This is a genomic window from Catellatospora sichuanensis, from assembly GCF_007483665.1.
Lineage (GTDB): Bacteria > Actinomycetota > Actinomycetes > Mycobacteriales > Micromonosporaceae > Catellatospora > Catellatospora sichuanensis.
Window position 1 is genome coordinate 185637 of record NZ_ML660185.1, and the last position, 17576, is coordinate 203212.

Here is a 17576-nt window from a genome sequence, read left to right on the forward strand (position 1 = left end):
GCCTGCCTGTCCGGCACGTGGCCGGTGCGGTCCGCCTGTCCGATTAGGCGATGGCCTGTTTGTGTGCCACGGCGATGCGGTCCGCCTGTCCGATAAGGCGATGCGGCGATGTGGCCCGCTTGTCTGACACGGCCGATGCGGCCCGGCCCCCGCGGGGCCCCCTCGGCCGTGTGTCATGAAACCGTGCTCCGCCTTCGGTGCTCGGGCGGTGTAGTCCGCAGGCGCGTGCTCGTTTCGGGACGCTCAAGCGTCCCGAAACGAGCACGTCCTGGCGCACATGTGCCTCGCCGGGGCAGCATCACCGGTGTCGGCATGCGTGCGCGCCCGCCGTCGATGCCAGGGAGCCGGGCCCGCCCCGAAGGCGTGGACTCAGAGGAAGCGCCAGAGGCGGTCGGCGGCGGTGCCGTCGTCGGCGGTGACGATCTGCGCGCCCTGGGCCGTCGATGCACCGCTGACCGCCAGGACCTTGCCGCCGCCGGCACACTGGATGCGGAAGCAGCCGTTCGCGCTGTGGCGCAGGCGCCAGCGGTGGTCGGTGGTGCCGTTGTCGGCCCACTGCATGACGCGCGCTCCGGTGGCGGTGGACATGTTCTCCACGCCGAGCACCTTGGCACTGTTGCCGTTGCGGAATCGCAGGTAGCCGCCGGTGTCGACGACGGCGGTCCAGAGGTGGTCGGCGGTGCCGGTGTCGCCCCACTGCAGCACCAGGCCGCCGTCGGCGGTCGACATGTTCTGTACACCCAGGACCAGGCCGGAGGCGAGGTTCTGGATGCGGCGCGCACCCTCGGGCACGAAGCGCCAGAGGTTGTCGGTGCTGCCGTTGTCGGGGTCCTGCACGGCCTGCGCGCCGTTGGCGGTGGAGCCGCTGAGGATCGCCAGCACCTTGCCGGTGTGCACGTTGCGGAGCTTGTGCGAGCCGTCGCCGTTGTCCACGATCGTCCAGCGGTGGTCGGCGGTGCCGTTGTCGGCCCACTGCATGACGCGGGCGTTGTCGGCGGTGGACATGTTCTCCACGCCGAGCACCTTGCCGCTGTGGGCGTTGCGCAGCCGCAGCGCCGAGCCGTCGACGATCAGCTCCCAGTTGTGGTCGGCGGTGCCGTTGTCGGTCCACTGCACGGCGAGCCCGCCGTCCGCCGTGGACATGTTCTGCACCCCGAGGACCAGCCCGCTGGCCGCGTTGGCCAGCCGGAACACCGCGCCCGCGGTGGTGCCGCCCTGCCCGGAGGCGTTCCAGTAGACCGTGTAGTTGTAGCCGTGTGCGTCGTAGAACGGGGCGAGATTGACCGTCGTGCCGTTGGCGGTGGCGGTGAACGCCAGCGAGGTGGTGTTACTGCGGGTCACCGTGCTCGTGGTGAGGCTGGGCAGCGCGGACAGGGCCGTGTTGCCGTAGTTGCCGGCGAGCACGACCGGGCCGTAGGTGACCGCGGAGACGTTGGCGTTGTCGTTGGCCGCCTTCATGACGACCCGCATGGGCAGCCGGACGGTCACCGTGTCGCCCGACGTCCAGGACCGCGTCAGGGTGGCATAGCTGCCCGGCGTCGTGGTGATGCTCTGGGCGACGCCGTTGACGCTGACGGTGGCGCCGGTGGTCCAGCCGGGGATGCGCAGCCGCATCGACCAGGACCCGCTGACGCTGCCCGTCACCTGGAGGGTGGTGGTGTCACTGACCGGGTAGGTGGTCGTCTGGGTGACGGTGATTCCGCGGGAGGACCAGGTCAGCACCGAGGGCGTGTACAGGTTCACGGTCAGCGTGGTGCCGTTGTAGAAGTAGATCGAGTCCATCAGCTTCGTATTGGTCTCGATGCCCGTGCCCTGGCAGCACCAGAAGGTGGTGTAGTCGGTGCTCCAGGTGCCCCCGCCCCACGCCGGGCCGACGCCGCGGCGGCCGCCGGGGTTCAGCGGGGTGAAGTAGGTGAAGTGCCCGTGGCTGTCGGCCGGGTTCTGCTGGCCGATCAGGTGGTTGAGCAGCGCGCGCTCGTAGAAGTCGAAGTACGCGGCCTGGTTCGGGTTGACCAGCCACAGCTCGCGGGCCAGCTTGAGCATGTTGTACGTGTTGCACGCCTCGGCGGTGTCGGTGTTGAGGTAAGCGGCGATGGCGTTCGGGGCGCGGAAGTGCTCGGCCTGGCTGTTGCCGCCGATGGCGTACGTGTGGGCGTTGACCGTGATGTTCCAGGCGTTGGTCGCGATGTCGCGGTAACGGGTGGTTCCGGTGGCCTTGTATTCGCGGGCCGCGCCGATCCACTTGGGCACCTGGGTGTTCGCGTGCAGGCCGTTGAGCTGATCCTGGTTGGCGGCGAGCGGGTTGAACACCGTGGCGTGGTCGAACCGCTGCGCGGCGGTCAGCCACCGGGCATCGCCGGTCTGCTGGTAGAGGTCGGCCAGCACGGCGTTCATGCCGCCGAACTCCGTGCCCAGCATGGCCTGCATCTGCGAGCTGCTGAGCCGCCCGGTGCGCCAGTCGACCCAGCCGGCCAGCGCCAGCAGCACGTCGCGGGCCTGGGTGCTGCCGAGGTATCGCCACACGTCGAGCAGGCCGGCCAGGGTCTTGTGGAGGGCGTAGTAAGGCACGTTGCCGTTGGACAGGGTTCGTGCCTCGAGGGCGGTGAAATCGGACTCGGGGAAACCCGACAGGTACCCGGCGGTGAACCCGGCCGCGGCGTTGTTGGCCTGGCAGGCGGCCAGGGCGGCGACCATCTGGTTGGCCTTGTCACGGCAGGTGGTGTCGCCGAGCACGGCCCAGGCCTGGGCCCATGCGGTGAGGAAGTGGCCCTGGCTGTGGCTGCGGAACGGGAAGGTGGGGGCCTCCCAGCCGCCGGTGGCCGCGGCGCCGTTGGTGGACAGGCGGTGGTTGGCGCGGAACACGTACATCAGCCGGTCGACGTTGACGTCGCGCAGGTAACTCAGGGTGCGGTTCTGGTTGTCCAGCCAGCGGCCGCTGGTGAGCCGCACCTGGCTGAGATCGAAGGCGTACGCCGAGACGCCGAGGTCGGCGCGGGCCGGGGGGATCGCCGCGGCGGCGGCCTCGGTGGCGGCGAGGGCGGGTACGGCGGTGGCCGCGGTGGCGACGCCGGTGGCCTGGAGCAGACGCCGGCGGCTGAGGGACGGTGACCACATAGGAGAGCTCCTTGACGGGGTTGGTGGTAACGGAAGCGAGTTACCGATCACACGTTTGCCAGGGGATGTGTCGACAAAGCAACCGCGCTGCCTCATGCAGAGCAGGTAGAAGCGGCATGCATCGTGTGCCCTCGATCCCGCCCCATGAATGTGACCGATAACAATCCGGGCGTCAAGACGTTCCGAAAATGTTTCCGCTCGGTTGCTGGTCGGCGTTGGGTTCGACGGCGAAGGCGAAGATCGTAGGTGGGGTACGATGCGCCGACAGGGGGTCACCATGAGTCAGCAGCCGGCCGCCCGAGCGGCGGTGATCAAGGACGTCGCGCGCCTGGCCGGCGTGTCGCACCAGACCGTGTCCCGGGTCCTGAACGACCACCCGAGCGTGCGCGACGAGACCCGCGAGCGGGTGCTGCGCGCGGTGCAGCAGCTCAACTACCGCCCGAACGCGCTGGCCCGAGGCTTGGCCGGGCGGCGATCGCGGGTCATCGGCGTGGTCAGCTTCGACACCATCCTGCACGGCCCCGCCGCCACCCTGCTCGGCATCGAGCGGGCCGCCCGGCGCGCCGGGTACGGCATCAGCATCGTGGCGCTGGAGCGGCTCGACCGCAGCGGGGTGGTCGAGGCGGTGAACCGGCTGACGGAGCAGTCCGTGGCCGGTGTCGTGATCATCGCGCCACTGCTGACGGCGGCCGCTGCGGCGAGCAGCCTGCCGACCGGCGTGCCGGCGGTCGTGGTCGAGTCGGACATGGCCGGTGACCTGCCGACCATCTCCGTCGATCAGGTCGCCGGCGCGCGGCTGGCAGTCGATCACCTGCTGGAGCTGGGACATGAGACGGTGTGGCACCTGTCCGGGCCCAAGGACTGGCTGGAGGCCCGGGACCGGATCGACGGCTGGCGGATGTCGCTGGAGGCAGCCGGCCGGCGCGTCCCGCCGGTGCTCGCCGGTGACTGGAGCCCGCGGTCGGGCTACGAGGCGGGCCGGGAGCTCGCAGAACGCGGCGACGTGACCGCCGTGTTCTGCGCCAACGACCAGCAGGCACTGGGCATGCTGCGGGCGCTGCACGAGCGCGGCGTGCGGGTGCCGGAGGACGTGAGCGTCGTCGGCTTCGACGACATCCCCGAGGCCGCATACCTGTCGCCGCCGCTGACCACCGTGCGGCAGGACTTCGACGAGGTCGGCCGCCGCTGCCTGGCGGCACTGCTGGAACTGCTCGGCGTCGACCGCCCGCCGGGCGTGCCGCGCCACCCCCGGGTGCCGCCGTCACTGGTGGTGCGCGCCAGCAGCGGCCCGCCACCCGCGCCCTGACGGCGGATCCGAACTCCGCACCGCTCAGCGTCGGTCGACCAGCCGTATCCACGAGCGGACCTTGATCCGGCCTATGGGGGCGGCATCCTCGACAGCGGCAGAACGGATCACCATCACAGGCTACTGATCACCCGGGGCGGCGTGGGAGTTGTCTTCGCCATATTCATGCACTGGGGGTGCAGATATCTTCGCGGATCCGTTACCGTGACGCCGTGACGGAATCGTGGACCCTCGCCATCGCACGTGACGACCTGTCCCGCACCGAGCTGGTGCGCCACCCGCTGCCCGACCTCGCCGACGGCGAAGCCCTGCTGCGGGTGGACCGGGTCGGCATGACCGCGAACAACGTGACCTACGCCGTGCTCGGCGACGCCTACCGCTACTGGGACTTCTTCCCGGCCGCCACCGCGGGCCTCGACGAGCGGTGGGGACTGGGGCCGCTGTGGGGATTCAGCGAGGTAGTGGCCTCACACGCGGACGGGGTGCCGGTCGGGCAGCGCCTTTACGGCTACCTGCCGCCCGCCGGTCACCTGATCGTGCGGCCGGGCCGGGTCGACGAGCGCGGTTTCCGCGACGCCAGCCCGCACCGTGCGCCGCTGCCGTCGCCGTACAACGCGTACGCGGCTACCACCGGCGATCCTGCGTACGCCGCGGACCAGGAGGATCTGCTGATCCTGTTCCGGCCGCTGTTCGTGACCTCGGCGATGCTCGCCGACCGGTTGCAGGACAACGGCTTCCACGGAGCCGGCACGCTGGTGCTGTCCTCGGCGTCGAGCAAGACCGCGTACGCCGCCGCCTTCGAGCTGCAGGGCAAGGGCCCGCGCCTGATCGGCCTCACCTCGCCCGGCAACGTGGCCTTCACCCGTGAACTGGGCTGCTACGACGCCGTGCTGCCGTACGACGGGATCGGCGAACTCGACCCGACCGCCCCGACGGCGTACCTCGACCTGTCCGCGAACCCGGACACGCGCGCGGCGCTGCGCGCCCACCTCGGCGACCGCCTCGTGCACGACGTGGCCGTGGGCCTGACCCACCAGGAGCGGGCGACCGACGCGCCCGCGGTGTTCTTCGCCCCGGACCAGATCCGCAAGCGCACGCTCGACTGGGGCCGCCCGGAGCTGGACCGGCGGCTCGCCGAGTCCTGGCACCGCTTCGCCGCGGTGGCCGAGCGATGGGTCGACATCACGGTCAGCCACGGGCCGGACGGGCTGCGCGACGCCTGGCTCGGCATGCTCGCAGGCACGACCCCGCCGCGGGTCGGCCACATCATCTCCCTGTGACAACCGGACGGGAAGTAGGCGGCCACCGTCGTCGTGACCCGGTTCAGGGGCGGGGGCGCTTGCCTGCGGCGAGGTCGGCGATCGCTTTGTTGAGGCGGGTGGCGCGGGTCCCGGGTGTCGTGGCCTTGAGCAGCGGGAGCATCACCAGGTACTGATCGGTCTTGCCGAGCTGCGTGTAGAACGCCCCGGCAGCCTGGTCCGCTGCCAGCGCCGCGGCGAGGTCCGGGGGCACGGTTGCTTCGCTCTGCTTGACGTACGCGGCGTCCCAGCGCCCGTCGGCCTTGGCCGCCTCGACCTCGGCCAGGCCCGGCGCGCGCACCCGCCCCTGCGCCATGAGCGCCTCCATGCGCTCCACGTTCACGCGCGACCACGAGCCCTTGGGTCTGCGGCGCGAATACCGCTGCAGGAAGTGATCGGCGTCGAGGGATTTGCGGATGCTGTCGATCCAGCCGAAGCACAGGGCCACGTCGGCCGCCTCGGTCACGCAGATCGCGGGCTGCCGTGCGTTCTTCTTGCGGACCTTCAGCCACGCGCCGTCAGGGCTGCCGTGGTGCTCGGCCAGCCAGGCCTCCCACTGGTCGGGTTGCTCGAAGCTCAGGATCTCCACACCGGCGACTCTAGGCGCTGCGGCCGACAGATGATCGAGACAGGTGCGGTCCCGGCGCGACCGTCCGGCCGGTCCTGGTCGGACCGGCCGGACGGCGGGATCAGCGGGTCGTGCAGAGGTTGCCGTTGAGCTTGAACAGCGGCGGGAGCACGTTCGGTCCCTGGTAGTTCCCGACGTAGCCGACGTTCACGGTGGCGCCCGGCGCGATTACCTTGTTGAAGTCGGCGTTGGACACGGTGACCGCCGAACCGGTCTGCGTCCAGGTGCCGTTCCAGCCGCTGCCGAGCTGCTGCCAGGCCGTCGGCCAGCTGAACGCCAGAGTCCACGTGTCCACCGGGTTGGTGCCGGTGTTCGTGATGTCGATGCTGCCGACGTACCCGTTGCCCCAGTTGCTGGCGTCGGTCAGGGTGACCGCGCACGGTGCGGCGGTGGGTGTGCCGGTCTGGAAGGTCACCGGCGGTGACGCCCAGGAGACCCGGCCGGAGCCGTCCCGCGCGACGATGTTGGCCGTGTACCGCGTGCCGGGCGCGAGGTTGTGCACGGTGAACGTGGTCCCCGTGGTCTCGCCCCATTGCTCGCTGATCGTGCCGAGCTGGCGGTGGATCTCGTACTTGAGCCCGGCGGCTGCGGCGGGCCAGGTGAGCGTGGCGGTGGTGGCTGCGACACCGGAGGCGGCCGGGCGGCCGGGTGTCGCCGGACGAGCCGTGGACCCCGCCGGACGCAGGACGAGCGTGGTGAGGGAGTTCGGCGCCAGCGTCACCGACGTGGCGCTGCCGGAGCCGGTCGTGATGGCGGTGTCGCCGTTGCCGAAGGTGTGCACCTGGGCGGTCGCGGCGGGGGAGTATCCGGCGTAGCTCAGGCTGACCTGCTTGCTCGCGGCCTCGTCGGTGTTGGCGAGCAGCACCGCGAGATCGCCGTTGGCGCGCCGGGCGGCGTGCGCCCGGATCGCCGGGTCGGACGTTCCCGCCCGGATGAGCTGGTCACCGGCCTTGACGAAACGCGACGTCATGGCCAGCCCGAAGTACGGCGCGAACGGGGTGTTCAGCGGGGGTTCGCAGACGGTGCCGTCGGCGTTGCAGGAGGCGCTGGAGAGCAGGCCGAAGTCGCCGTAGTCGGTGTGTCCGGCCACCGTGGACACCGTGCCGATGCCGTTGTGCACGTTCCACCAGTCGATGTTGAACACGCCCGCGGCGAGCAGGCTCGCGTAGGCGTCGGCGGCGAACAGCGCGCCGGGCTGGGTGTTCTGGCCGTACCCGGTGTTGATCTCGGTGAGCGCGATGCCGAGGTTCTTGCCCGCGTAGCGGTTGATCTGCTGGCGGGCCAGCCAGACCGCGTCGGTCACCTGTGCCGTCTTGGACAGCGCCTCGGCGGAGGAGGAGCCGCCCGGATACCAGTGCAGGATCGCGAAGTCGACGGACGGGCCCGCGATGGACAGCACGACCTGGTTCCAGGTTCCGGCGTCGCCACCGGCCACGATGCCGTCGGGCCAGTTGCCCGGCGTGGTGAGCACGATGCCGATCTTGATGGTGGGGTCGACGGCCTTCATCGCCTCGGCGTACTGCTTGGCGACGGTGGCGTAGCCGGCCGGGCTCTTGTCGGCGTGGTCGTCGGCCTCCCAGTTCGCGCCGTAGTGGCCGTTGCCGTAGAGCTCGTTGCCGATCTCCCAGTACTTCACGCCGTAGTTCTTCTCGACGTTGGCGTAGCGCACCCAGTCGGCCGCCTCCTGCGGCGTGCCGGTGCCGTAGTTGGCGATCACCATGGCCTGCGCGCCGGCGCGCTGCACACCGGCCATGAAGTGGTCGAAGTCGGTGTCCGGAGCGACGTAGCCGCCGGGCGCGGTGTTGTCCTTCCAGTGGTAGATGTCCGAGTAGGACCCGCCGGGGTAGCGCATGGTCTGCACGCCCGCGTCCTTCATCAGGTCCGCGACCGCGTTGGTGCCGAGTTGCGAGTCCCAGACGGCATGGTTGACGCCGATCGCGGCGTCGCCGACCGTCTCCAGCCCGGCTCGGGCGTTGACGGTCACGGTCACGGCGGGCTCGGCGGCCGCCGTCTGGGTCGGGACGGCGAGGGTTGCCGCTGCCAGCGTGAACGCCAGCAGGGCGGTGCGGCTCTTTCTCATCGTCGGACCTCCTTTCGGGAGCAGTGATTGGAAGCGCTCCCAAGAGTCGTACGCCCATCGATCCATGTCAACTGTGCGAAGCGGACAGATCTGCTGGCAGATCAACGTCGCTAAATCGAAAGAGGGCGATGCCTGCCCTAGATTGACGGCACCCTGTCCCACCTCGTCGGAGGTACTCCATGAAACTCCGTCGCGCCCTCGTGGCGCTGCTGACCGCGGTCGGCGCCGCAGCCGTCGTGTCGGCTCCGGCCGCGCACGCCGCCACGCCCGACCGCTGGGCGTTCGCGTTCATGAACAACCCCGTCCCGCCGGCCGGCTTCCTGATGGACCCGACCCGGCAGTGGAAGAGCGACAACATCCCGAACAGCACGGTCAGCCCGCTCGTGGTCGGCCGCTACCGGGTGAGGTTCCCGAGCATCGCCTCGGCCAACGGCGTCGCCCACGTCACCGCCGTCGCGGGCGACCCGCGCTGGTGCCAGGTCTGGAACCACTACGCCTCCGGCGCCGACCAGATCGTCGAGGTGCAGTGCTACAAGTACGCCGGCGCGGTGATCACGCCAGACTGGTCGGCGTTCACGGTCATGTATTCGACCAGCTCCGGGCTGCTCGCCGGGCCTGGCACGTACGCCTACGTGCAGGGCAAGTCGACCGGCGGCACCAACACGTCGTACAACCCGGTCGGGGGCGTCAACACGGTCGCCCACGGCGGCATCGGCACGGGTGTCTACAAGGTCTGGCTGCCCGGCGTCAGCACCGGGTTGCAGGACGGCAACCTGCAGTTGACCGCGCAGCACCCGAACAGCCCGCGCCGCTGCAAGATCGACAACTGGATCCCCGGCGGGGCCGGGCTGGACATCGTCGTGCGCTGCTACGACCACACCGGAGCGCCCGCCGACAGCTGGTTCGACCTGACCTACCACCGCGCGCGCTCCGTGTACGGAGCTTTCAACCCGCCGAAGTACTTCGCCTACCTGTGGACCCCCGGGTTCCCCGGACCATCCGATTACAACTCGGTCGGCTCGATCAACACACTGTCCGGTGCGGGGCCGGGACTGCAGTACGTCGAGTTCCACAAGGTCGGATTCCGCGAGGGTCACGTGCAGGTCAGCGGATACCGCAGCGGCGCGAGCTACTGCAACCTGCAGAACGTCTGGATGCTCTCCGGCAGCGTCGTGATCGTCCGAAACGTCATCTGCTGGACCGCCGCCGGTGCTCCGGTGAGCCCGGAGTTCTTCATCAGCTACAGCTCCCGGGTCTGATCCGGGGGTCGTCCGGTGGCCGGCCGCCCGGCAGGCCACCGGACGACCGGGTCGCATGACGACTGTTGATCGCCCGATCGCATATGGCCGCCGGACGTGCAGCCCTGCGCTGGTTCAGGTCCTGGACGGGGAAGGTGTCGGCACGGCCGGTGGCGCGGGCGTCACCGGCGGTGGCTTGGGCGGCACCACGGGCGGCACCGGGGCCGGTGGCGGCGGGAACTGCCGGTCGCGGTCGTACCACTCGGGGCGCTCGTGCCATCGGTCGCGGTCATCGTGCCAACCATGCTCCATGCGCTCGTGGCGTACGGCGTGGGCCGCCGCGACCAGGGCCGCGCCGACGCATCCAGTCAGGCAGGAGCCGGCCAGGAACGCTCCGACCAGTGCGAGAGCGAACCTTCCGGACGAGTCGCGCCTGGCCGGGCGTTCCGCGACAGGCTCGTCGGCGGTCGTGCCGGGCTCATCGGTCATACCTCCATCGTGGGGCAGATCGGTCGCCAGGTCAGGCGGCGTCGCGAGATGGCCTGGGATTCAGTGCCTGGTGTGGCGTGATGCGACCAGCGTGACGGCGACTGCTTCCCGCCGCCGCGCCGTCCGCGGGCGTGTTCCTCATCGCGTGTGTGCCGGGGAGCAGGAATGCGGCGAGGAACGTGACGGCCGGCAGCGCCGGCGGGCGGCTGCCGAGATTGCGGGTCAGGCCCGCGCCGCCGGCTGGCCAGGATCGGGCCGCCGACCGCGGACAGGCCCATGACCGGCCCGAACGCGCCGCAGGCCGCGCCCGCCTCCTTGGGCGGGAACATCCCCCTGATCATGCCGGACCCTGCGGAAGCAGCACGGCTCTGAGCAGGCCCGGCAGCACGCGGGCGCCGATGAGCAGCTCGCCCGCTACCTGCCCGCGCGGGCTGAGCCGCTCGGCCGCCCGGCGAGCCATCGAACACATCGGACACGCTACGGATTCCGCCGGTCGGCGCAGGGCTGTCGGACCGGGCCGTGCGGGCCGTCTAGCGGCGGCGATGAAGCCGCATGCCAACTTCGCCCTCGTTCCGGTGCCTGCTCACGGCCGTCTAACGCCATGCCGGTAAAAGGGCGTATGGTGTGAACGTCGCCCGGGTCCCCGGTGGCCGCCTTCCGCCGCCGCCGATGCACGACCCGCTGTCCGGCCGGAATCCGCCCCGCACGCCGCATCTGCGGCGGTCCCCGGCACGACGGTCGTCGCCACCGCAGGTCCTCCCTTGTGCGCGTACGCCGCGGGAGCGTGATTCACCGTCAAAGTTAAGGAACGTGAGTGCGATGGACGACATCGCCGACAATCACGACCGCACCAACGGCACCACGATGCCGAGCATGGGTCCGCTCGCGACGGTGCCGGACACCGCCGCCCGCAGGGCCGCCGACAGCAGGTACCCGGCCCCGGCCGCCAAGCATGCACTGCCGACCGTCCCGCCTGCACCCCTGGAACCCTCCGCCGCTGCACGTTACCTGCTCGCCGGCATCCGGATCGCCCTCGGCTGGATCTTCCTCTGGGCCTTCCTGGACAAGCTGTTCGGCTGGGGATCCGCCACCCCGCCGGCGAAGTCCGTGCTCAACGGCGGCAGCCCCACCGAGGGCTTCCTCTCCTCCGCGAAGGGCCCGTTCAGCGGATTCTTCCAGTCGATCGCCGGCGGCCTCGTGACCGACCTGCTGTTCATGGCCGCGCTGCTCGCCATCGGCGGTGCCCTGATCCTGGGCATCGGCATGCGACTCGCCGCGGCCGCAGGCGCCGTCCTGACCGTCCTGATGTGGGCCGCGGTCCTCCCCCCGACCAACAACCCGTTCCTGGACGAACACCTCGTCTACGCGGCGATCCTGATCGTCCTGGCCCTGCTCGGCGCAGGTGACACCCTCGGCCTCGGCAAGGGCTGGGCCGCTACATCGCTGGTGCGGCGAGCCGGCTGGCTCCGGTAGGCGCGCCGGCGCGGCCGCCGTTCACCACACCGCATTCCTGACTCGCCGAGCGCGTCGGGCGTCGCCACGCCGGCGGCGCCCGGCCCGCGCTGCGCTGCCACCTGAACGATGGGTCGAAAGGTCGAAGATGGTCGCCACCGTGCACGTCACCGCCGAACCGTTCCGACCGCCGGAGAAGACCGATCGCTGGCAGCCGCTGCCACGGCTTCGCAGCGCCACCATGGCAGCACCCCTGGCCGGGCCGGGCGAAACCGATCCTCTGCTGGTGTCCCTGCACGCCATGCCTGTCGGAGACCCGGCCCGGGCCGTTGCGCGCGACAGGGCCATCGAGTGGTATCTGCCCATGGCCGGCCACCTGGCACGCCGGTTCCGGAACCACAGCGAACCCCTCGACGACATCACCCAGGCCGCGGTCATCGGGCTGATCAAAGCGATCGACAGGTACGACCCCGGCCGCGGTGTGCCCTTCGTCAGCTTCGCGTTCCCCACCGTCCTCGGCGAGATCCGGCGGCACTTCCGGGACGCCACCTGGGACATCCGGGTGCCGCGCCGCATCCAGGAGCTGTATCGAGAGCTCGCCAAGGTGACCGATCAGCTGACCCGCGAGCTGCAGCGCTCGCCGAGCACGGTGCTGGTGGCCCAGCGGCTCGGGGTCAGCGAGCGGGAAGTGGGCGTGGTCCGCCTGGCCGCCCACTCCTACCGGCTGCTGTCGCTGGACCAGCCGCGAAGCGACGGCGACTGGGACGGCGACGGGGACGGGCAGCTGGCCGACCTGCTCGGCGTGGCGGATCCCGCCCTGACGGCGGTCGAGAACAGGATGCTGTTGCGGCACCGTCTGTCCCGCCTGTCCGAGCGCGACCGGCGCATCATTCTGATGCGTTTCGACGCGGAGTTGACGCAGGCGCAGATCGCGGCAGAGCTGGGCGTGTCGCAGATGCACATCTCGAGGCTGCTGTCCCGCACGCTGTCCCGGCTGCGACTGATGAGATGACGCCGGCCGCCCTCGGGCTACACCGCGGTTCGTCTGCGCTTCGGCGGTCGGCTGCGGGGCACCCGTCCCTCGGCGGGCAGCCCCAGCGCCTCGCGCTCCGCCGCGGTCAACATACGTTTGCCGGGTGACGAGACCGGAGGTGCCGGCGGTGCCGCTGCCGGCTCCTCCGTCTCCGCCACGGGAGCGCCCTTCGACTTCTTCGGCCGGGCGGCCGTGGACGGCTTGGCCGTGGTCGCCACCCGCACACGCTCGGTCTCCCCGGCGAGGCTGATCAGCTTGCGCACCCGCGGCACCGTCGCGAGGTTCGTCTTGGCGGCCGCCTCGGCCACCGGCATGCCGGAGATCACGAGGTCGGCCACGGCGCGGCCGCGCTCGCGCTGGATCGCCGCGACGATGCCGTCGAACAGGACCTGCTGGTGCGTGAGGTCGGCGTAGCGCTGCAGCGGGTCGGGCTCGCTCAACGCGTACGCGCAGAGATTGCGCACCATCCCCTCGATCTCGGCGGCGGTGGCGGTGTATCCCTCGGTCGTCGGGTCGGGCATCGTCGGCTCCTTTCACCGCGCGACGGCGAGTCCTCGTCCGGCGGCGAAGGGACTGTATCGGCAACCGCCGACCTTGAGCGAGTGCCTGCCGGCGACGGCGATAGCCCCGTCGCCGGGCGTACCCGCCGAGCCGGGGGAGCATCCGGTCAGCGCGCGATCATTCCCGCCGAGAGGTCGACGTCGGCGCCGGTCATGCCGGGCATGCGCAGGATGGCGACCACGGCCGCGCCCACCTCCTCCTCGGTGACCATGCGCTGCAGGGCGGCCCGGGAGACGAACGCGTGCTCGGCCTCGGCTTCGGTGACGCCGGTGCGCTGCGCCTCCAGCCGGAAGTTGCGCGCCATGCGCGGGCCTGCGACCGGCCCGGGGGACAGGCTGTTCACGGCCACGCCCAGCGTGCCGACCTCGTGCGCCAGGGTGACGGTCAGCCCCAGCACCGCCATCTTGGACGCCGTGTACGGGGTGCGCCGCGCCAGCGGCCGTTTGCCGCTCACCGAAGCGATGTTGATCACGTCGCCTCGCCCGGCGGTGGTCATGGCGGGCAGGAACGCCCGGCACATCAGGTACACGCCCCGCACGTTGACGGCGAACACCTCGTCCCAGTCGTCGGGCTCGATGTCGACCAGCGCGTCGACCGGCCCGGCGATCCCCGCGTTGTTGACCAGAATGGACACCTGCTCGTCGGCCAGCTCGTCGCGCAGCGCCGCGACGGAGTCCGGACGGGACGTGTCGCACACCGCGACCCGCACCCCTGCCGGGGCCAGCTCGGCCGCGACGGCGTCGAGCGTCGCGCGGGTGCGCCCGGTCAGCACGACCCGCGCCCCGGCGGCCGACAGCGCGTGCGCGATGGCTCGGCCGAGCCCGTTGCCCGCGCCGGTCACCAGCGCGGTGCGCCCGGCGACGTGATCGGCCGCCGCGCTCATGCCGCCGCCTGCGCGGGCGCCCACGGCAGCGGGTCGCCGGCGTACTTCGCCGCGCGTACGTCGCCGGAGCGCGCGTGGCCCTCGAACAGCTCCACCCGGCTGGCCCGGCCGCACAGCCGGCCGAGCTCGGCGCTCGCGGCGGGATCGACGACCTCCTGGTAGGTGACCGTCTTGAGATACCGGCCGACCCACAGCCCACCCGTGTGCCGCGCGCCGTGGCGGGTCGGCAGCGTGTGGTTGGTGCCGATGACCTTGTCGCCGTACGAGACGCAGGTGCCCTCGCCGAGGAACAGCGCGCCGTAGTTGCGCATCCGGTCCAGCGCCTCCCGGGGCCGTCGGGTGAGGACTTGCACGTGCTCGCTGGCGAAGTCGTCGGCCAGCGCGTACGCCTCGGCGAGGTCCTCGACGACGATCACCTGGCCGTGGTCGCGCCAGGCCGGGCCCGCGAAGTCGCGCGTCGGCATGTCCGCCAGGATCCGCTCGACGTGCCCGACGACCTCCCGGGCCAGCGCGTCCGACGTGGTGATGAGCACTGCGGGCGAGTCGGGGCCGTGTTCGGCCTGGCTGAGCAGGTCCACCGCGACGACGAACGGGTCGGCCGCGCCGTCCGCGACGATCAGGATCTCGGTCGGCCCGGCCAGCAGGTCGATGCCGACCTCGCCGAACAGCTGCCGCTTGGCCTCGGCGACGTACGCGTTGCCGGGGCCGGTCAGCATGTCGACGGCGTCGATCGCCGCGGTGCCCAGCGCCATCGCGGCCACCGCCTGCACGCCGCCGAGCAGGTAGATCTCGTCCGCGCCGGCCAGGTGCATCGCGGCCACGGTCGCCGCGGGCACCTGCCCGCGGATCGGCGGCGTGCACGCGGCGACTCGGCCGACCCCGGCCACCTTCGCCGTCACGATCGTCATGTGCGCGGAGGCGACCAGCGGATAGCGGCCGCCGGGGATGTACGCCCCGGCCGCCTCCACCGGGATGCTCCGCTGGCCGAGAAGCACTCCGGGCGACGTCTCGACCTCGAAGTCGTGCAGCGACGCGCGCTGGTGCCGGGCGAACGCGCGCACGTTGCCCTGCACGGTGAGGATGTCGTCGACGACCTGGTCGGGCACCGTCGCCACGATCGCGGCGACCTCCGCCGGGTCGAGCCGGAAGTGCTCGGGTTCCCAGCCGTCGAAACGGCGGGAGTATTCGCGCACCGCCTCGTCGCCGCGGGCGCGGACGTCGGCGATGACGGCGGCGACGGTCGCTCCGACCTCGGGATCGACCGTGCGGTTCGACGCCTTCACGGCGCGTTTGACGTGGACCGGCATGAGCGCTCCTGCACGGGCGGGCGGCGTGGGCAAAGTGAGTCTGTTGCGGCACTGCGGGATGGTCAATCAGCCGATGTCCCGCTTGTCCCGCCGACCTGTTTGCCGCATTATGGAAACACTGTTTCCATCCTCGTCCGGGTGAGGGTGCCGCTCCGGTATCGCGCCCGACCGCGGTGCCGCGGGTGCCGCCCTCCCGGTTTCGGCAGTCCGGGAGGGCGGGGTCACGGGCGTCGGGCGGAGGTCAGCCCAGGCGCCACTGCTGGTTGCCGCCCAGCGGATTGCCGCAGTCCCAGATCTGCAGCCGGGTCCCGTTGGCGGTGCCGAACTCGATCGCGTCCAGGCACTTGCCGGAGTTCGGGTTGACGATCGAGCCGTTGCCGTTGACCACCCACTGCTGGGCGCCGTTGTTCAGGCAGGTCCACAACTGCACGGCCGCGCCGTTGTTGGTGCGCCCGCCGGAAACGTCCAGGCACTTGCCCGAGTCTAGGCTGACGAAGGTGTTGCCGACCCGGCGCCAGCGCTGGTTGTTGTTGTTCGGGAAGCAGTCGTAGAGCTGCACCGGGGTGCCGTCGGTCTTGCCCCAGCCCGCCACGTCGACGCACCGGTTGGACGCCGCGCCGCGGATCACCGAGACGTCGCCGCCCCCGCCCCCGCCGCCGCCCGAGGCATTGCCGTCGACGTTGAAGTCGAACAGGTTCACGGCCAGGCCCGCGCCGCCGATCCAGGGTTCGAAGCCGGCCTGCACGCTGGTCATGTACCAGGCTGTATCGATCTTCCCGCGGCTGACCGAGTCGTTGATGAACGCCTTCAGGCTGAAGTTGGCGAACGTGTTGCCGGGCGCGGTCCGCACGTACGAGATGACGTTCCAGCCGATGTTGCCGAACCAGACGTCCCAGGTGCCGCCCTCGAGATTGACGGTGGCGATGCGGCTGCCGATGGGCTGCGGCCGGCCGCGGTGGTTGGTCCAGATCATCAGCTCGGCGCCGTAGTTCTGCCCGGCCGGGTTCGGGTTGGCGTCGAACCACAGGTCGAACGCCGTGTCCCACTCGCCGGAGTTCGGCGTGCTGATGTTGAAGGTCGCCCGCGGGTTGTTCAGCGAGCTGACCCGGGCGGGCAGGCCGCTGTTCGCGGTGCAGGCGCCGTAGTGGCAGCCCGCGTAGATGGACGGGTACGACGCCGGGGGGCCGTTGGTGGCGTTGTTGTGGTCGGCCCGGGTGACGGTGAACCCGGCGCTGGACACGTCGATGCACTGGGCCGTGCTCGCGCCCCAGCGGTTGTTCTGCACGATGTACCTGCCGCCCTGGACGGGGGCGGTGCCGTACTGGTCGCAGATGACCGGGGCGGCGGCGGCCGGCGCGGCCCCGGCGGACAGCAGCGCGGCTGCCACGGCGGTGCCGAGTGCGGCGGTGACGGCGATCGGGCGGAGTCGCCACTTCATACGGGTTCTCCTTGGCGCGGATCGCCGTGGGAGGGCTCCCACGGACTGCGGTCAGCCTCCATCCGCGACCCGCGATACATCAATCAGTTTCGAAACCTCGGCGCGTCTCACGGCCTGTCGTGGGCGAGCAGCTGGAACAGGATGTGGTCCTGCCAGACGCCGGCGATCTGCAGGTACTTCTCCGCCAGGCCGAAGCGCACGAAACCGTGGCGGGCCAGCACCTTCTGCGACGCGACGTTGTGCCGCAGCGTGCCCGCCTGGATGCGGTGCAGGCCCTGCTCCTCGAACGCGACCCGGATCATGCGCGTCACGGCCGCGGAGGCGACACCGCGGCCGTTGACGTCCTGGCTCACCCAGTAGCCGAGGTGGCTGTTCAGGAACGGGCCGCGCACGATGTCGTTGAGGTTGATCCGGCCGACGATGCGGTCGTCGAGCAGGATCACGTGCGGCACGCACTCGCCGCGCGCGTGCCGCTCCAGCGCGGTCCCGATCACCTCGCGCTGGCCCTCGGGCCCGAACCAGCCCTCGGGCCGCACCGGTTCGAACGGGCGCAGGAACTCAAGGTTCTCCTGGTAGAGGGCGCTGACGGCGGGCACGTCGTCGAGGGTCACGAGCCTGGTGCTGACGGTCATCCGCCCATGATCGCAAATCGGCCGGTGCCGCGCGCGCCGTGGCCGCGCGGTCCCGGTGGGATGATCGCCGCTGACCTCGGTGCCTTCGGTCGCACAAACTGGCCGATTGATGTCCGG

General features: G+C 71.1%; 15 protein-coding genes. 5 read left to right on the forward strand and 10 right to left on the reverse strand.

Translation table 11 applies throughout. From position 1 onward, the window contains the following. Nucleotides 1-369 precede the first annotated feature (369 nt). Entirely contained in the window at nucleotides 370-3114 is a 2745-nt protein-coding gene (locus tag FLL47_RS04760) for a beta-L-arabinofuranosidase domain-containing protein (protein ID WP_144119182.1), read from the reverse strand. Nucleotides 3115-3391: 277 nt separating this feature from the next. Between FLL47_RS04760 and FLL47_RS04765 the strand changes: the two genes are divergently transcribed. Both FLL47_RS04765 and FLL47_RS04770 read left to right on the forward strand, forming a co-directional pair. Next, nucleotides 3392-4420: a LacI family DNA-binding transcriptional regulator gene (locus FLL47_RS04765; protein WP_144119183.1), complete on the forward strand. Its 1029-nt coding sequence runs from the start codon at nucleotides 3392-3394 to the stop codon at nucleotides 4418-4420. Between the two features lie 212 nt (nucleotides 4421-4632). Next, nucleotides 4633-5700 carry a DUF2855 family protein gene (locus FLL47_RS04770; protein WP_144119184.1) on the forward strand — a complete coding sequence of 356 codons (1068 nt, stop codon included), beginning with the start codon at nucleotides 4633-4635 and terminating at the stop codon, nucleotides 5698-5700. A 43-nt stretch (nucleotides 5701-5743) separates the two neighbouring features. Here the strand turns inward: FLL47_RS04770 and FLL47_RS04775 are convergent, their stop codons facing one another. Both FLL47_RS04775 and FLL47_RS04780 read right to left on the reverse strand, forming a co-directional pair. Next, nucleotides 5744-6307 (reverse strand): YdeI/OmpD-associated family protein, encoded by a 564-nt coding sequence (locus FLL47_RS04775; RefSeq protein WP_144119185.1) that lies wholly within the window; start codon nucleotides 6305-6307, stop codon nucleotides 5744-5746. 100 nt (nucleotides 6308-6407) lie between these two features. Further along, complete coding sequence (locus FLL47_RS04780; protein WP_144119186.1) at nucleotides 6408-8426, reverse strand: cellulose binding domain-containing protein; 2019 nt, start codon at nucleotides 8424-8426, stop codon at nucleotides 6408-6410. A gap of 179 nt (nucleotides 8427-8605) precedes the next feature. On the opposite strand from FLL47_RS04780, the gene FLL47_RS04785 reads away from it, so the two are divergent. Then, nucleotides 8606-9685: a hypothetical protein gene (locus tag FLL47_RS04785; RefSeq protein ID WP_144119187.1), complete on the forward strand. Its 1080-nt coding sequence runs from the start codon at nucleotides 8606-8608 to the stop codon at nucleotides 9683-9685. 114 nt (nucleotides 9686-9799) lie between these two features. Here the strand turns inward: FLL47_RS04785 and FLL47_RS04790 are convergent, their stop codons facing one another. After that, nucleotides 9800-10153 (reverse strand): hypothetical protein, encoded by a 354-nt coding sequence (locus FLL47_RS04790; RefSeq protein ID WP_144119188.1) that lies wholly within the window; start codon nucleotides 10151-10153, stop codon nucleotides 9800-9802. Between the two features lie 337 nt (nucleotides 10154-10490). Further along, nucleotides 10491-10613: a hypothetical protein gene (locus FLL47_RS44645; RefSeq protein WP_281286654.1), complete on the reverse strand. Its 123-nt coding sequence runs from the start codon at nucleotides 10611-10613 to the stop codon at nucleotides 10491-10493. Between the two features lie 350 nt (nucleotides 10614-10963). Between FLL47_RS44645 and FLL47_RS04800 the strand changes: the two genes are divergently transcribed. Next, a complete protein-coding gene (locus FLL47_RS04800; protein WP_425457655.1) occupies nucleotides 10964-11626 on the forward strand; it encodes a DoxX family protein in 663 nt (220 codons plus the stop codon). A gap of 127 nt (nucleotides 11627-11753) precedes the next feature. After that, entirely contained in the window at nucleotides 11754-12617 is an 864-nt protein-coding gene (locus FLL47_RS04805) for a SigB/SigF/SigG family RNA polymerase sigma factor (protein WP_144119189.1), read from the forward strand. A 17-nt stretch (nucleotides 12618-12634) separates the two neighbouring features. On the opposite strand, the gene FLL47_RS04810 is transcribed toward FLL47_RS04805, so the two are convergent. From FLL47_RS04810 to FLL47_RS04830, 5 genes are all read right to left on the reverse strand, one after another. Next, nucleotides 12635-13159: a hypothetical protein gene (locus FLL47_RS04810; protein ID WP_144119190.1), complete on the reverse strand. Its 525-nt coding sequence runs from the start codon at nucleotides 13157-13159 to the stop codon at nucleotides 12635-12637. Between the two features lie 146 nt (nucleotides 13160-13305). Then, nucleotides 13306-14082: an SDR family NAD(P)-dependent oxidoreductase gene (locus FLL47_RS04815; protein WP_144119191.1), complete on the reverse strand. Its 777-nt coding sequence runs from the start codon at nucleotides 14080-14082 to the stop codon at nucleotides 13306-13308. Continuing rightward, complete coding sequence (gene hisD, locus FLL47_RS04820) at nucleotides 14079-15389, reverse strand: histidinol dehydrogenase (RefSeq protein WP_144119192.1); 1311 nt, start codon at nucleotides 15387-15389, stop codon at nucleotides 14079-14081. Before hisD ends, FLL47_RS04815 begins: the two co-directional genes overlap by 4 nt. A 241-nt stretch (nucleotides 15390-15630) precedes the next feature. Further along, a complete protein-coding gene (locus FLL47_RS04825; RefSeq protein WP_144119193.1) occupies nucleotides 15631-16827 on the reverse strand; it encodes an RICIN domain-containing protein in 1197 nt (398 codons plus the stop codon). A gap of 107 nt (nucleotides 16828-16934) precedes the next feature. Beyond that, nucleotides 16935-17459, reverse strand: a complete 525-nt coding sequence (locus tag FLL47_RS04830) for a GNAT family N-acetyltransferase (protein ID WP_144119194.1) — start codon at nucleotides 17457-17459, stop codon at nucleotides 16935-16937. Nucleotides 17460-17576: the final 117 nt, after the last annotated feature.

Bases quoted from the DNA above. Each gene is read 5' to 3' on its own strand.
- FLL47_RS04760 (WP_144119182.1), bottom strand. From the start codon at position 3,114: ATGTGGTCACCGTCCCTCAGCCGCCGGCGTCTGCTCCAGGCCACCGGC.
- FLL47_RS04765 (WP_144119183.1), top strand. From the start codon at position 3,392: ATGAGTCAGCAGCCGGCCGCCCGAGCGGCGGTGATCAAGGACGTCGCG.
- FLL47_RS04780 (WP_144119186.1), bottom strand. From the start codon at position 8,426: ATGAGAAAGAGCCGCACCGCCCTGCTGGCGTTCACGCTGGCAGCGGCA.
- FLL47_RS04785 (WP_144119187.1), top strand. From the start codon at position 8,606: ATGAAACTCCGTCGCGCCCTCGTGGCGCTGCTGACCGCGGTCGGCGCC.
- FLL47_RS04790 (WP_144119188.1), bottom strand. From the start codon at position 10,153: ATGACCGATGAGCCCGGCACGACCGCCGACGAGCCTGTCGCGGAACGC.
- FLL47_RS44645 (WP_281286654.1), bottom strand. From the start codon at position 10,613: ATGGCTCGCCGGGCGGCCGAGCGGCTCAGCCCGCGCGGGCAGGTAGCG.
- FLL47_RS04805 (WP_144119189.1), top strand. From the start codon at position 11,754: ATGGTCGCCACCGTGCACGTCACCGCCGAACCGTTCCGACCGCCGGAG.
- FLL47_RS04810 (WP_144119190.1), bottom strand. From the start codon at position 13,159: ATGCCCGACCCGACGACCGAGGGATACACCGCCACCGCCGCCGAGATC.
- FLL47_RS04815 (WP_144119191.1), bottom strand. From the start codon at position 14,082: ATGAGCGCGGCGGCCGATCACGTCGCCGGGCGCACCGCGCTGGTGACC.
- hisD (WP_144119192.1), bottom strand. From the start codon at position 15,389: ATGCCGGTCCACGTCAAACGCGCCGTGAAGGCGTCGAACCGCACGGTC.
- FLL47_RS04825 (WP_144119193.1), bottom strand. From the start codon at position 16,827: ATGAAGTGGCGACTCCGCCCGATCGCCGTCACCGCCGCACTCGGCACC.
- FLL47_RS04830 (WP_144119194.1), bottom strand. From the start codon at position 17,459: ATGACCGTCAGCACCAGGCTCGTGACCCTCGACGACGTGCCCGCCGTC.